This is a genomic window from Ramlibacter sp., from assembly GCF_035655895.1.
Taxonomy (GTDB): Bacteria; Pseudomonadota; Gammaproteobacteria; order Burkholderiales; family Burkholderiaceae_C; genus Ramlibacter.
The window spans coordinates 169355-183928 of the sequence record NZ_DASRTN010000014.1; the positions used below are offsets into that span (position 1 = coordinate 169355).

Annotated in this window: 16 protein-coding genes; all 16 read left to right on the forward strand. The window is 67.7% G+C overall.

Annotated features, from left to right (window positions below; genetic code table 11):
- Positions 1-87 precede the first annotated feature (87 nt).
- The gene (gene rpmF / locus VFE82_RS17700; RefSeq protein ID WP_027101192.1) at positions 88-270 is read left to right on the forward strand and encodes a 50S ribosomal protein L32; all 183 of its coding nucleotides are present in this window, start codon (positions 88-90) and stop codon (positions 268-270) included.
- A gap of 118 nt (positions 271-388) precedes the next feature.
- Positions 389-1438 (forward strand): phosphate acyltransferase PlsX, encoded by a 1050-nt coding sequence (gene plsX, locus VFE82_RS17705; RefSeq protein ID WP_325001655.1) that lies wholly within the window; start codon positions 389-391, stop codon positions 1436-1438.
- Positions 1435-2412 carry a beta-ketoacyl-ACP synthase III gene (locus VFE82_RS17710; RefSeq protein WP_325001656.1) on the forward strand — a complete coding sequence of 326 codons (978 nt, stop codon included), beginning with the start codon at positions 1435-1437 and terminating at the stop codon, positions 2410-2412. The genes plsX and VFE82_RS17710 overlap by 4 nt, the downstream gene beginning before the upstream one ends.
- Positions 2413-2457: 45 nt before the next feature.
- Complete coding sequence (gene fabD / locus VFE82_RS17715; RefSeq protein WP_325001657.1) at positions 2458-3408, forward strand: ACP S-malonyltransferase; 951 nt, start codon at positions 2458-2460, stop codon at positions 3406-3408.
- Entirely contained in the window at positions 3405-4148 is a 744-nt protein-coding gene (gene fabG, locus VFE82_RS17720) for a 3-oxoacyl-ACP reductase FabG (protein WP_325001658.1), read from the forward strand. The genes fabD and fabG overlap by 4 nt, the downstream gene beginning before the upstream one ends.
- Positions 4149-4247: 99 nt before the next feature.
- Positions 4248-4487 (forward strand): acyl carrier protein, encoded by a 240-nt coding sequence (acpP, locus tag VFE82_RS17725; protein WP_013902185.1) that lies wholly within the window; start codon positions 4248-4250, stop codon positions 4485-4487.
- Positions 4488-4554: 67 nt separating this feature from the next.
- A complete protein-coding gene (gene fabF / locus VFE82_RS17730) occupies positions 4555-5799 on the forward strand; it encodes a beta-ketoacyl-ACP synthase II (protein ID WP_325001659.1) in 1245 nt (414 codons plus the stop codon).
- A gap of 26 nt (positions 5800-5825) precedes the next feature.
- Positions 5826-6290, forward strand: coding sequence for a hypothetical protein (locus tag VFE82_RS17735; protein ID WP_325001660.1), 465 nt, complete (start codon positions 5826-5828; stop codon positions 6288-6290).
- Entirely contained in the window at positions 6287-6919 is a 633-nt protein-coding gene (rpoE, locus tag VFE82_RS17740) for an RNA polymerase sigma factor RpoE (RefSeq protein WP_325001661.1), read from the forward strand. The genes VFE82_RS17735 and rpoE overlap by 4 nt, the downstream gene beginning before the upstream one ends.
- A 21-nt stretch (positions 6920-6940) precedes the next feature.
- Positions 6941-7540 (forward strand): sigma-E factor negative regulatory protein, encoded by a 600-nt coding sequence (locus VFE82_RS17745; protein ID WP_325001662.1) that lies wholly within the window; start codon positions 6941-6943, stop codon positions 7538-7540.
- Between the two features lie 4 nt (positions 7541-7544).
- Positions 7545-8564, forward strand: a complete 1020-nt coding sequence (locus tag VFE82_RS17750; RefSeq protein WP_325001663.1) for a MucB/RseB C-terminal domain-containing protein — start codon at positions 7545-7547, stop codon at positions 8562-8564.
- Between the two features lie 99 nt (positions 8565-8663).
- Complete coding sequence (locus VFE82_RS17755) at positions 8664-10163, forward strand: DegQ family serine endoprotease (RefSeq protein WP_325001664.1); 1500 nt, start codon at positions 8664-8666, stop codon at positions 10161-10163.
- Between the two features lie 509 nt (positions 10164-10672).
- Positions 10673-12481 carry a translation elongation factor 4 gene (lepA, locus tag VFE82_RS17760; protein WP_325001665.1) on the forward strand — a complete coding sequence of 603 codons (1809 nt, stop codon included), beginning with the start codon at positions 10673-10675 and terminating at the stop codon, positions 12479-12481.
- Between the two features lie 4 nt (positions 12482-12485).
- Complete coding sequence (lepB, locus tag VFE82_RS17765; RefSeq protein WP_325001666.1) at positions 12486-13454, forward strand: signal peptidase I; 969 nt, start codon at positions 12486-12488, stop codon at positions 13452-13454.
- A 35-nt stretch (positions 13455-13489) separates the two neighbouring features.
- On the forward strand, positions 13490-13840 hold the full coding sequence (locus VFE82_RS17770; protein ID WP_325001667.1) for a DUF4845 domain-containing protein: 351 nt from the start codon (positions 13490-13492) through the stop codon (positions 13838-13840).
- A 13-nt stretch (positions 13841-13853) separates the two neighbouring features.
- Positions 13854-14546 (forward strand): ribonuclease III, encoded by a 693-nt coding sequence (gene rnc / locus VFE82_RS17775; protein WP_325001668.1) that lies wholly within the window; start codon positions 13854-13856, stop codon positions 14544-14546.
- The last annotated feature ends 28 nt before the right edge of the window (positions 14547-14574 follow it).

Sequence of the window (14574 nt, forward strand, 5' to 3'; positions counted from 1 at the left end):
TGGCTTGCGCGGTGTCCATCACCCACCACCTTCAACCGCCCTGTGCGCCCGTCGGCGCGCAGCGCAAGACCCGTCCAGGAGCCCGACATGGCCGTCCAGCAAAACAAGAAGTCCCCCTCCAAGCGGGGCATGCACCGTTCGCACAACGCCCTGACGGTGCCGGGCATCGCCGTCGAGCCGACCACCGGCGAGACCCACCTGCGTCACCACATCAGCCCGACCGGCTTCTACCGTGGCCGCAAGGTGCTCAAGACGAAGAACGACGCCTGACGCTGCCCACCGCGTCGCGACGAGGCCCGGCGCTGCCGAACGCAGCTCGGGCCTTTTTTCTGGGCGCCTCCGGTCCTGATCGGGTGGTCGCCGTCGCAGAAGCTCTACAGTCCGTGCCATGACCATTCTTGCCGTCGACTGCATGGGAGGGGACCACGGCCCGCGTGTCACCCTGCCGGCCTGCCGCCGCTTCCTGGAGGAGCACCCCGACGCGCGGCTGCTGCTGGTGGGGGCCACAGACGCGCTGCAGGCGTTCCAGCATCCGCGCGCGACGATCATCGCGGCCACCGAGGTGGTGACGATGGACGATGCCGTCGAGGTCGCCCTGCGCAGGAAGAAGGATTCCTCGATGCGGGTGGCGATCCGCGAGGTCAAGGAGGGCAGGGCCCAGGCCGCCGTCTCGGCCGGGAACACCGGGGCCCTGATGGCGCTGGCTCGCTACCTCCTCAAGACCCTGGATGGCATCGATCGGCCGGCGATCGCCTATCCGATGCCGAATGCCAAGGGCGGCGCCACCACGATGCTCGACCTCGGCGCGAACGTCGACTGCACCGAGCAGCACCTGCTGCAGTTCGCCGTCATGGGCTCCGCCCTCGTGGCGGCCCTCACCAGCAAGGAGCAGCCCAGCGTGGGGCTGCTGAACATCGGCGAGGAGATCATCAAGGGCAACGAGGTGATCAAGCGCGCCGGCGAACTGCTGCGCAGCGCAGCCGCAGCGGGCGACCTGAATTTCCACGGCAACGTGGAAGGGAACGACATCTTCAAGGGGACGACGGACATCGTGGTCTGCGACGGCTTCGTCGGCAACGTCGCCCTGAAGACGAGCGAAGGCCTGGCCAGCATGATCGGCGGCTTCCTGCGCGAGGAGTTCTCGCGCAACATCTTCACCAAGCTGGCGGCGCTGGCGGTCTATCCGGTGCTGGCCGCCTTCAAGAACCGCGTCGACTACCGCCGCTACAACGGCGCCGCGCTGCTCGGCCTGCGTGGCCTCGTGTTCAAGAGCCACGGCTCGGCCGACGAGTATGCGTTCGGCCAGGCGCTGGCCCGGGCGTATGATGCGGCCCGCAACAACTTGCTCGATCGCGTCGAGGCGCGCATCGCCCACGCCCGGCCCCTGCTGGTCGGGGGCACGACCGATGCACAGCTCGAGGCGATCGCTTCCGAATGAGCCGATACTCGCGAATCACCGGCACCGGCAGCTTCCTGCCACCGCGTCGCGTGACCAACGCCGACCTCGCCGCCGAACTGGCGACGCGCGGCGTCGAGACTTCCGATGAGTGGATCGTCGAGCGCACCGGCATCCGGGCGCGCCATTTCGCCGCTCCCGACGTGGGATCGAGCGATCTGGGCGTGGCGGCAGCGCGGCAGGCGCTGGAAGCGGCGGGCCGCCGCGCCGACGAGATCGACCTGATCGTCGTGGCCACGTCCACGCCGGACATGGTGTTCCCGTCCACTGCCGCGATCCTGCAGCACAAGCTGGGCATCGCGGGCTGCCCGGCCTTCGACGTGCAGGCCGTTTGCAGCGGTTTCGTCTACGCGCTCACCGTCGCCGACGCCATGATCCGCACCGGTTCGGCCAGCAAGGCCCTGGTGATCGGCGCCGAGGTGTTCTCGCGCATCCTCGATTTCAACGACCGGACCACCTGCGTGCTGTTCGGCGACGGCGCGGGCGCCGTAGTGCTCGAGGCATCCGAGACACCGGGCATCCTGGCGAGCGACCTGCATGCCGACGGCAAGCACGTGGGCATCCTCTGCGTTCCTGGCACGGTGGCTGGCGGCCAGGTGCTCGGCACCCCGCTGCTGAAGATGGACGGCCAGGCCGTGTTCAAGCTGGCGGTCGGCGTGCTCGAGGAAGCTGCCCGCACCACGCTCTCCAAGGCTGGTCGCACCGATGCGGACATCGACTGGCTGATCCCGCACCAGGCCAACATCCGGATCATGCAGGGGACGGCCAAGAAGCTGAAGCTGCCGCTGGACAAGCTGGTCGTCACCGTCGACCAGCACGGCAACACGTCGGCCGCGTCGATCCCGCTGGCATTCGATGCCGCCGTGCGCAGCGGCAAGATCAAGAAGGGTGACACGCTGATGCTCGAAGGCGTCGGCGGTGGATTCACCTGGGGCGCGGTGCTGCTGGACTTCTGATCCGGCCGGCCTGCGGGCCTCGACAACAGCAGGAGACACACAGACATGAAGCCGTTCGCGTTCGTCTTTCCCGGACAGGGCTCGCAGGCCGTCGGCATGCTCGATGCCTGGGGCGGCCATCCGGCCGTGGCCGCCGTGCTGGCCGAAGCGTCCGAGGCGCTGGGCGAAGACCTGGGCCGCCTGATCCACGAGGGTCCGAAGGAGGCCCTGGGCCTCACGACCAACACGCAGCCGGTCATGCTGGTGGCAGGCGTCGCGGCCTACCGTGCCTGGCTGGCCGAAGGCGGCCAGGCACCGGCCGTGGTGGCCGGGCACTCGCTGGGCGAGTACTCCGCCCTGGTCGCGGCCGGCGTGCTGTCGCTGGCCGATGCCGCGCCGCTGGTGCGGTTCCGTGCGCAGGCAATGCAGGATGCGGTTCCCGTGGGGGCCGGTGCCATGGCCGCGGTGCTGGGCATGGACGCCCGGAAGGTGGTCGAGGGCTGCGCCGAGGCCGCCCGGACGTTCGGCCCCGGCAGCAGCGAGGTGGTCGAGGCGGTCAACTTCAACGATCCTGCGCAGACCGTCATCGCCGGCAGCAAGGCCGCCGTCGACAAGGCCTGCGAGGTGCTGAAGGCCAACGGCGCCAAGCGTGCGCTCCCGTTGCCGGTGTCGGCCCCGTTCCACTCGAGCTTGATGAAGCCGGCGGCCGAGCGGCTGCGCGAGCGGCTGGCGGCCGTGAGCTTCTCGGCCCCGCGCATTCCCGTCGTCAACAACATTGAGGCCCGGGTCGAGGCGGACCCGCAGCGCATCAAGGACGCGCTCTACGAGCAGGCGTTCGGTCCGGTCCGGTGGGTTGACTGCGTGCGTGCCATTCAGGCGCGCGAGGTGGGCGTGGTCATCGAATGCGGGCCGGGCAAGGTGCTCCAGGGCCTGTGCAAGCGCATCGATGCGGCCCTCGTTGCCGGCGCCGTGTACGACCCGGCCACGCTGGCCGAAGCCAAGGAACTGGTGCAATGAGCGAAGGTCTGAAGGAACAGGTGGCGCTGGTCACCGGCGCGTCGCGCGGCATCGGCGCCGGCATCGCGCAGCTGCTGGCGCAGCGCGGGGCGACCGTGATCGGCACGGCCACCACCGACGAGGGCGCTGCGAAGCTCGGCGCGGTGCTGGCCCCGCTGGGTGGCCGGGGCATCCGGCTGGACGTCAACGACGCGTCCGCCGCCGATGCAGCGATCGACGGCATCGTCAAGCAGCACGGCGGGCTGCAGATCCTGGTCAACAACGCCGGCATCACCCGCGACATGCTCGCGATGCGGCTGAAGGACGAGGACTGGGACGCGGTGCTCGACACCAACCTGAAAGCCGTCTTCCGGATGAGCCGCGCCGTGATGCGCACCATGATGAAGCAGCGCTACGGACGGATCATCAACATTACGTCGGTGGTCGGCGCGTCCGGCAACCCGGGCCAGGCGAACTACGCCGCCGCCAAGGCGGGCGTGGCCGGCATGACCCGGGCGCTGGCGCGGGAGCTGGGCAGTCGCGGAATCACCGTGAATTGCGTGGCGCCGGGCTTCATCGAGACCGACATGACCGGTGCGCTCCCCGAGGAGCAGCAAAAGGCGCTGCTGGGGCAGATCCCGCTGGGCCATCTCGGCAAGCCCGCCGACGTGGCGCATGCGGTCGCGTTCCTGGCCTCTCGCGAGGCCGGCTACGTGACCGGGCAGGAACTGCACGTCAACGGCGGCATGTACATGGCGTGAAGCGGATCGCCCATTTGTCCGCGCCGCAGCGCTGCGGCGGCGCGGCGGGGGCCGGACGCTAAAATCGCTGATTCATTCACAAACCCTTTGAGGGAACCCATGAGCGATATCGAAGCACGTGTCAAGAAGATCATCGCCGAGCAACTCGGCGTCGAGGAGTCGCAGGTCACCAACGAAAAGGCCTTCGTGGCCGACCTGGGCGCGGACTCGCTGGACACGGTGGAGCTGGTGATGGCTCTGGAAGACGAGTTCGGCATCGAGATCCCCGACGAGGACGCCGAGAAGATCACGACGGTGCAGAACGCCATCGACTACGCCAACGCGCACCAGAAGGCCTGAAGGTTTCCATGAGCCGCACGGCCGTTCCGAAGTCGAATCCCGGAGCAACCGGGGCGGAGGTCTCCCGATGATGCGCCGTCGAGTCGTCGTGACCGGCCTGGGCTGCGTGAGCCCAGTCGGCAACACGGTCGCCGAATCCTGGTCCAACCTGCTCGCGGGTCGCTCGGGCATCGACCACATCACCCAGTTCGACGCGGCCAACTTCGCGTGCAAGTTCGCGGGCGAGGTCAAGGGCTTCAACATCGGCGACTACATCCCCGAGAAGGAAGCCCGGCACATGGACCGGTTCATCCATCTCGGCATGGCGGCCGCCTCGCAGGCGATCGCCGACAGCGGGCTGCCCAGCGGGGATGCCCTGGGCGAAGAGCTCGCCACCCGCATTGGCGTCAACATCGGCTCGGGCATCGGCGGACTGCCGATGATCGAGGACATGCACGCGGAGCTGGTCAACCGCGGGCCGCGACGGGTGTCGCCGTTCTTCGTGCCGGCCTCGATCATCAACATGATCTCCGGCCAGGTGTCGATCAAGTTCCGCTTCAAGGGTCCCAACATCGCGGTGGTGACGGCCTGCACCACCGGCCTGCATGCGATCGGGCTGTCGGCCCGCATGATCGAGAGCGGCGACGCCGACGTGATGGTCGCCGGTGGCGCCGAGTCGTGCGTGTCGCCGCTGGGCGTGGGCGGCTTCGCCGCGGCGCGCGCGCTGTCCACCCGCAACGATGATCCCAAGACGGCCTCCCGTCCCTGGGACAAGGACCGCGACGGCTTCGTACTGGGTGAGGGCGGTGGAGTGCTGGTGCTCGAGGAGTACGAGCACGCCAAGGCACGCGGCGCGAAGATCTACGCCGAGCTCGCGGGCTTCGGCATGAGCGCCGATGCGTACCACATGACCGCGCCGGACGTCGATGGTCCGAAGCGGGCGATGCTGGCGGCGCTGCGCAATGCAGGCATCAACGGCGAGCAGGTGCAGTACCTCAATGCGCACGGCACCTCCACCCCCCTGGGCGACCTGAACGAGACCAACGCGGTCAAGGCGGCTCTGGGTGACCATGCCCGCCGGATCGTCGTCAATTCGACCAAGTCCATGACTGGCCACCTGCTGGGTGGCGCCGGTGGCATCGAATCGGTGTTCACCGTGCTGGCTGTGCACAACCAGAAAAGCCCGCCGACCATCAACATCTTCAACCAGGATCCCGAGTGCGACCTGGACTACTGCGCCAACGAGGCGCGTGACGTGAAGATCGATGTCGCGCTGAAGAACAACTTCGGCTTCGGCGGCACCAACGGCACGCTGGTCTTCAAGCGGGTCTGAGGCAGCGGCGGCGCGCTTCCTTGAGCATGCACCACGCCCCATCGGTGAACTATCCGGTGGGGCGTTCTTCCTGGAGCGGCTGGATCCTGCTCGCGCTCTGGGGCGGCGCCACGGCCAGCTGCGTGGCCTGGTTCGCCACCGGGGCCGCTGGCTGGCGCGGCGCGCTGGCCGTGGTCGCGACCGTGGCGACCGGCGCATGGGCCGGCTGGGCCTGGTGGCGCCAGCCGGCCGGACGGCTCGACTGGGATGGCGCGCACTGGACGCTGCAGGGTGAACGCCGCCTGCCCGGCGGGCCGGGCGTCCTGCGCCCGGCGCTGGACCTGCAGCAGGTGCTGCTGGTGCGCTGGACGGGACCTGCTGGCACGCGCTGGTACTGGCTCGATCGGGATTGGCAGCCGGAGCGCTGGAGCGCGCTGCGTCGTGCGGTATATTCCCGCGCCGAACAAGAAGACGCGCCACCCGGGGCCGAGCCGCCATCGGCCAGACCATGACCAAGACCCCCGCCCCCGCGCCGTCCCCGCAGGACACCGACCAGATGCTGGTCGAGCGCACGGTCGCGGGCGATCAGCGGGCCTATGAGCTGCTGGTGCTCAAGTACCAGCGGCGCATTGAGCGGCTCATCGGGCGCATGGTCCGCGACGTCGACCTGGTCGAGGACATCGCCCAGGAAACCTTCATCCGCGCCTACCGCGCGCTCGGACAGTTCCGGGGCGAAGCCCAGTTCTACACGTGGCTGTACCGGATTGCCGTCAACACCGCCAAGAAGGCCCTGGTCGACCTCAAGCGTGACCCGCTGGTTTCCGAGACGGCGCTGCGCGGTGGCGATGAGGAGGATGAAACTTCCTCGGTGGAGAACGAACTAACGAGCGCCGAGACGCCGGAGACGGTGCTGGCGGCCAAGGAGATCGCCGCCACGGTGAACTCGGCCATGGAAGCCCTGCCCGACGAACTGCGGCAGGCGGTGACACTGCGCGAGATCGAGGGGCTGAGCTACGAGGAGATCGCGGAGGTGATGAACTGCCCGATCGGAACCGTGCGCTCCCGGATCTTCCGGGCGCGCGAGGCGATCTCGGCGAAGGTCAAGCCCCTGCTGGAGAACCAGTCGGGCAAGCGCTGGTGAAGCGCGACGCGAGGTGATGCGATGAACGACAAGATCGACAGGAACGAACGGATGTCCGCGCTGGCGGACGGCCAGCTGCAAGGCGACGACTTCGCGCGCGCGGTGCAGGAGGCCTGCGCCGACGCCGCGGCCCTGGACACGTGGCATGCCTACCACCTGATCGGTGACGTGCTGCGGTCCGGGGAAGCCGCCGGCGGCACGCCGCCGCGCGAGTTCCTGCGCAAGCTGTCGGACCGACTGGCCCACGAGGCCGCTCCGACACCGGTGATGGTGGCGGCGCCCGCCCGTGTGCCCGAACAGCTGGTGGTCCGACCGGCCGCCAACGATGGCAGCTTCCGCTGGAAGCTGGTGGCCGGCGTGGCATCCGTGGCCGCTGTCGCCGCAGTGGGCTGGTCGGTGCTCGCAACCGGCCCTGGCGGCGCCCCCGCGGGGCAGCCGCAACTGGCGGCGGCGCCGCAGCCCGCTGCGACGATGCTCGCGGGCGCCCCTGCTCCCGTGATGATCCGCGACCCGAAGCTCGACGAGCTGCTGGCCGCCCACCGTCAACTCGGCAGTGCGTCGGCGCTGCAGATGCCGGCCGGGTTCGTGCGCAACGCCACCTTCGAGACTCCCGCTCGCTGAAGGCATGGCGCCGACTTTGCTGCCACTGCGTTCCGCGACCAGTCGCTGGGTGTTCGCGATGCTCGCGATGGGCGCGGCCGCCCTGGCCGGCGCGCAGCAGGCGGCGACGCCGGTCGCGGGCGAGCGGGGCGTGAACGAGTGGCTGATGCGGATGCAGGAAGCGTCCCGCCTGCGCAGCTACGTTGGCACGTTCGTGGTGTCGTCCAGCACCGGCTCGATGTCCAGCGCGCGCATCTGGCACGCCGGCGATGCCGGCCAGCAGATCGAGCGGGTCGAGGTCCTGACCGGTGCGCCCCGGTCCACGTTCCGGCGCAACGATGAGGTGGTGACCTTCCTGCCGGAGCACCGGGTGGTGCGCACCGAACGACGCGAGGCCCTGGGGCTCTTTCCCAACCTGCTGAAGTCGAGCGACACCTCGATTCCCGAGTTCTACGGTGCGCGCCGCGTCGGCGCCGAGCGCGTGGCCGGCTTCGATGCCGACGTGGTGCAGCTGATCCCCCGGGATGCGCTGAGGTTCGGCTACCGTGTCTGGAGCGAAAAGCGCTCGGGGCTGGTGGTCAAGCTGCAGACGCTGGACGCCGAAGGCGTCGTGCTGGAGCAGGCGGCGTTCTCCGAGCTCCAGCTCGATGCGCCGCTACGCGCGGACAAGCTGGCACAGATGATGGCTCCGCCGCATGGCTGGCGCGTCGAGCGGTCCGACGTGGTCAAGACCAGTCCCGCCGCCGAAGGCTGGGCGTTGCGGACGGCCGTCGCGGGATTCAAACCGTTGAGCTGCTACAAGCGCTCGGCAGCCGCCGGTGCGCCCGCCGGCAGCATCCACTGGATCTTCTCCGACGGCCTCGCATCGGTCTCGCTCTTCGTCGAGCCCTTCGACAGGGCGCGCCATGGGCAGGAGGGGATGCTCGCCGCCGGCGCCACCCAGACGCTCACCCGCCGCATGGACGAGTGGTGGCTCACGGTGGTCGGCGAAGTGCCGCCCCAGACCCTGAAGGCGTTCGCGCAGAGCCTTGAGCGGCGCAAGTAAGCCTCCATCTGGGCCGCACCGCGTGACGGGGATCACTCCAGCCGCCACGCCAGAATTCCAATCCGTGCAAGACACAGCCTTTTGAAGGAAGAGGTTCCCATGGTCCGTTTCGACTCCACAACGATCCGCGCGTACGTGGTGGCGGCCGCGGTCGCCGCCACCGGCGGCGCACTGCTCGTGCACACCCCGCCGGTGCAGGCGCAATCGGCGCCACAGCCGCGCACCGGCCTGCCCGACTTCACCGATCTGGTCGAGCAGGTGGGCCCCGCCGTGGTGAACATCCGCACCATGGAGCGGGTGCGCAACTCGCAGCAGGGCGGCGAAAGCGGGCCGACCGACGAGGAGATGCAGGAGTTCTTCCGCCGCTTCTTCGGCACGCCCATGCCCAACATCCCGCGCGCCCCGCGCCCCAACCGGCCGGGACCGGGCGGCTCCGGCCAGGGCGAGGAGCAGCCGCGCGGCGTCGGCTCAGGCTTCATCCTGACCCAGGACGGCTTCGTCATGACGAACGCGCACGTCGTCGAGGGCGCCGACGAGGTGCTCGTCACGCTGACCGACAAGCGCGAGTTCAAGGCCAAGATCGTGGGCGCAGACAAGCGCACCGACGTCGCGGTGGTGAAGATCGAGGCGACCGGCCTGCCGTTCGTGAAGATCGGCGACGTGAACCGGCTGAAGGTGGGCGAATGGGTGATGGCGATCGGCTCTCCGTTCGGGCTCGAGAACACCGTGACCGCGGGCATCGTGAGCGCGAAGGCACGCGACACGGGCGACTACCTGCCGTTCATCCAGACCGACGTGGCGATCAACCCGGGCAACTCGGGCGGCCCGCTCATCAACCTGCGCGGCGAAGTCGTGGGCATCAACAGCCAGATCTACTCGCGCTCGGGCGGCTTCATGGGCATCTCGTTCGCCATCCCCATGGACGAGGCCGTCCGGGTGGCCGACCAGCTGCGTGCCACCGGTCGGGTGGCGCGCGGGCGCATCGGGGTGCAGATCGACCAGGTGACCAAGGACGTCGCCGAATCCATCGGCCTGGGCAAGCCGCAGGGTGCGCTGGTGCGCAGCGTGGAATCCGGCTCGCCGGCTGACAAGGCGGGCATCGAGGCCGGCGACATCATCACCAAGTACAACGGCCAGGTCATCGACAAGGCGACCGACCTTCCGCGGCTGGTCGGCAACACCAAGCCGGGCAGCCGCTCGACGCTCACCGTCTTCCGGCGTGGTGGTTCGCGGGACCTGAACGTGCAGATCGCCGAGTTCGAGCCCGAGAAGCCGGTGCGCCGCGCGGCCGCTCCGGAAGACAAGCCCAAGGGATCGGCTGCTGCGCAGTCGCTGGGACTGGTCGTGGCCGAGCTCACCGACGCACAGAAGAAGGAGATGAAGATCAAAGGAGGCGTGCGCGTGGAGGCCGTCTCGGAGCTGTCGGCCCGCGCGGGCATCCGGGAAGGCGATGTGATCGTCGCGGTGGGCAATACCGAGGTGAACAACGTGCGGGAGTTCGATGCCACCGTCGGCAAGGTGGACCGCAGCAAACCCATTCCGGTGCTGCTGCGCCGCGGCGAATTGGCCACCTACCTGCTCATCCGACCGGCACGCTGACCGGTTTGGCTGCCGGGAAGCCCCGGACCTGAGTCAGGTTTGGGGGCTTTTGCCCGCGAAATGGGGGATGGTGGACGGTGACGGAAGTTTTTTCTTGTGACGGATGAGCTTGTCTGTCTGTTAGCGACTGCTGACATCCAGATCGGCGGATGAGCCTCCGAGGATAGAATCCGTGCTCTTCGAGGTCTTTTTCCTGCGTTCGCGAAGGCCTCAATCCACGATGCGGGATGGACTGACCGGTCACCCGGACGATCCACAGATCGCCCACAAGTTGTCCTGCAAAGCCTCTTGGCAAACTGTTGATAAGCTGTTGATGAATTTCATGTTGCTGGGCTGCAACGAGCCTTCCGGGTCGCCTGGTCGGCTGTACGGGCGGGGGTTTTTGCCTACAATGAAGCTCCAACTATCGCAGTTGCCATAGATTGTTGGTTCAGGGCGCGTCGCCACTCGACGCGCCCTTTTTTCTTGGCCTCGCGCCAACGGAATCAATCACTTAAGCGCTCCCCTTGATGAATCACATCAGAAATTTTTCGATCATCGCGCACATCGACCATGGCAAATCGACACTCGCGGATCGACTGATCCAGCGTTGCGGCGGACTCTCGGATCGGGAGATGGAGGAGCAGGTGCTCGACTCCATGGACCTCGAGAAAGAGCGTGGGATAACCATCAAGGCACAGACCGCCGCACTGCAATACAAGGCGCGCGATGGACAGGTCTACAACCTCAATCTGATCGACACGCCAGGCCACGTCGACTTCTCGTACGAGGTGAGTCGTTCGCTGTCCGCATGCGAGGGCGCGCTGCTCGTCGTCGATGCGAGCCAGGGTGTCGAAGCGCAGACCGTGGCCAACTGCTACACCGCACTCGACCTCGGTGTGGAGGTCCTGCCGGTGCTGAACAAGATGGACCTGCCGCAGGCCGATCCTGAGAACGCGAAGGCGGAGGTCGAGGACGTGATCGGCATCGACGCCTCGGAGGCGATTCCGTGCTCGGCCAAGACCGGCATGGGCATCGACGACATCCTGGAGGCGATCGTCGCCAAGGTGCCCGCGCCGCGCGGCATGCACGACGGCCCGCTGCGCGCCATGATCATCGACAGCTGGTTCGACAGCTACGTCGGCGTCGTCATGCTGGTGCGCGTCGTCGACGGCAGCCTGAAGAAGGGCGAGCGCATCAAGCTGATGGCCACGGGCGCTGCCTACGAAGCCGGCGGCCTGGGCGTGTTCACGCCCGCCAACCAGCCGCGCGAGTCGCTGCAGGCCGGCGAGGTGGGGTACATCATCGCGGGCATCAAGGAACTGCAGGCTGCCAAGGTCGGCGACACCGTCACGCTCGAGAAGAAGCTTCCGAACAACGCCGGCAGCGCGACCGAGGCGCTGCCCGGCTTCAAGGAGATCCAGCCGCAGGTCTTCGCCGGGCTGTACCCCACGGAAGCCAACCAGTACGACGCGCTGCGCGACAGCCTCGAGAAGCTCAAGCTCAACGATGCGTCCCTGCATTACGAACCTGAGGTCAGCCAGGCACTGGGTTTCGGGTTCCGCTGCGGCTTCCTGGGCCTGCTGCACATGGAGATCGTGCAGGAGCGGCTGGAGCGCGAGTTCGACCAGGACCTGATCACCACCGCCCCGAGCGTCGTGTACCAGGTGGTCAAGGGCGACGGCGAGGTCATGATGGTGGAAAACCCGGCCAAGATGCCGGACCAGGGCCGCATCCAGGAGGTCCGAGAGCCGATCGTCACGGTGCACCTGTACATGCCGCAGGAGTACGTGGGCGCCGTGATGACGCTGGCCAACCAGAAGCGCGGGGTGCAGATCAACATGGCCTACCACGGCCGCCAGGTGATGCTCACCTATGAACTGCCACTTGGCGAGATCGTCCTGGACTTCTTCGACAAGCTCAAGTCGGTCAGCCGCGGCTACGCGTCCATGGACTACGAGTTCAAGGAGTACCGCGCCTCCGACGTGGTGAAGGTCGACATCCTGCTCAACGGCGAGAAGGTCGACGCGCTGTCGATCATCGTGCACCGCACCCAGGCCCAGTACCGCGGGCGGGCGGTCGCGGCCAAGATGCGCGAGATCATCAGCCGGCAGATGTTCGACGTCGCGATCCAGGCGGCGATCGGGGCCAACGTCATCGCCCGCGAGACCATCAAGGCGCTGCGCAAGAACGTGCTGGCAAAATGCTACGGCGGCGACATCAGCCGCAAGCGCAAGCTCCTCGAAAAACAGAAGGCAGGCAAGAAACGAATGAAGCAGATCGGCTCGGTGGAAGTGCCGCAGGAGGCGTTCCTCGCCATCCTGCAGGTCGAGGAGTGACGCCGTGTCGGCGCTGACCGCCGCCGTGCTGGCGGCTTTCGCGGGCTATGCCGCGGCCTGGTACCTGGGCTTCGTCGAGGGCAACTTCGCGCTGCTGCTGCTCCTGGCCACGGTCGTGACGGGCATCTACTGGCTGGCGGAACGGTTCTACTTCCTGCCCCAGCGCCGGCGCGCCGCCGACGCGGTGGCCGTCCACGTCGATGCCCGCCACGCCAAGCTGGCCGCGCAGGGCATCACCCAGGTCGATGGCCCCGACCTCGTCCAGACCCGCCAAAGGCTGCTGATGCAGCCCTGGTGGCTGGACTGGACCGCCGGCCTGTTCCCCGTGATCCTGGCGGTCTTCGTGCTGCGCTCGTTTCTGTTCGAGCCGTTCAAGATCCCGTCGGGCTCCATGATCCCGACGCTGCTGGTTGGCGACCTGATCCTGGTGAACAAGTTCACCTATGGACTGCGGCTGCCGGTCGTCAACACCAAGATCACCGAAGGCACACCGCCCCAACGCGGTGACGTGATGGTGTTCCGCTACCCCCCGAAACCCAGCCTGGACTACATCAAGCGTGTCGTCGGGGTGCCCGGCGACGAGGTGGCCTACCTGAACAAGCGGCTGACGATCAACGGGCAACTGCTTCCCAAGCAGCCGCTGCCCGACTTCTTCGACGAGGACGCGATGCGGTACTCGCGCCAGTTCCAGGAGACCCTCGGCGGCAAGACGCACCGGCTGCTCAATGACGACGACCGGCCCGCGTTCATCCCGGGCGTGGAGGACTTTCCCTCCAAGGACAACTGCCGCTACAGTGTCGAAGGCGTCGTCTGCAAGGTGCCGCCGGGTCACTATTTCATGATGGGCGACAACCGGGACAACTCGCTGGATTCGCGCTACTGGGGGTTCGTCCCGGATCGCAACATCGTGGGCAAGGCGTTCTTCATCTGGATGAATTTCGGCAACCTGAAGCGGTTCGGTTCGTTCGAATGACGGGGTTTTACAACAGAGAGGGGTGAGGGATGTTCATGGGCAGTTTCAGGAGCCGCCAGTCCGGCATTTCGTTCTTCGGGCTGATCATCGTCATCGCAGTGCTGGCCGCTGTGGGGGTGGTGGTGGCGCAGGCCGTTCCGACCGCGGTCGAGTACCAGGCGGCCGTCAAGGCCGCCGAACGCGCGAAGGATGGTGCCAACCCTGTCGAAGTCCGTGCGGCTTTTGACCGCTCGGCGCAGATCGACGACATCAAGTCCATCACGGCGCGCGACCTCGAGATCACCCGTGCTGGCGACCGCAACGTCGTCAAATTCGCCTACAACAAGGAAATCCACATGTTCGGGCCCGCGTTCCTGCTGATCAAGTACGCGTACCAGACCAAGTGACGAACCGACTGGCGTGAATGGCGACGCTCCCGCTCTTGCCGCGTTGCAGGCCCGCCTGCAGCATCGCTTCGGCCAGCCTGCCCTGCTGCAGCAGGCGCTGACCCATCGCAGCTTCTCCGCCGAGCACAACGAGCGGCTGGAATTCCTGGGCGACTCGGTGCTGAACCTGGCAGTGGCGGCCATGCTCTACGAGAAGCTGCGGGCGCTGCCCGAAGGCGACCTCTCGCGCGTGCGCGCCAACCTGGTCAAGCAGGACACCCTGCACCAGGTGGCCCTGGGGCTGGGCCTGCCCCCGGTGATCCGGCTGGGCGAGGGCGAGGCCCGGTCGGGCGGCGACAAGCGGCCGTCGATCCTTGCCGACGCGCTCGAGGCGGTGATCGGCGCTGTTCACCTTGACGCAGGCTACCCGGCGGCCGAAGCTCTGGTGCGCCGGCTGTTCGCGGGCGTGCAGATCACGCCCAGCATGCAGGCCGCCGCCAAGGATCCCAAGACCGAACTGCAGGAGTGGCTCCAGGGCCGCAAGATGAAGCTTCCCGTCTACCGTGTGGTCGGTACCCTGGGTGCCGCGCACAAGCAGACCTTCGACGTCGAATGCGAGATCCCGGAGCTCAACGTCAGCGAGCGCGGGATCGGCGCGTCCCGCCGCGCAGGCGAGCAGGCCGCTGCGGCGGCGATGCTGCTGGCCCTGAAGGCGCGCACCAAGTGACCGACCGCCCCGAACCGGACACCGGCGA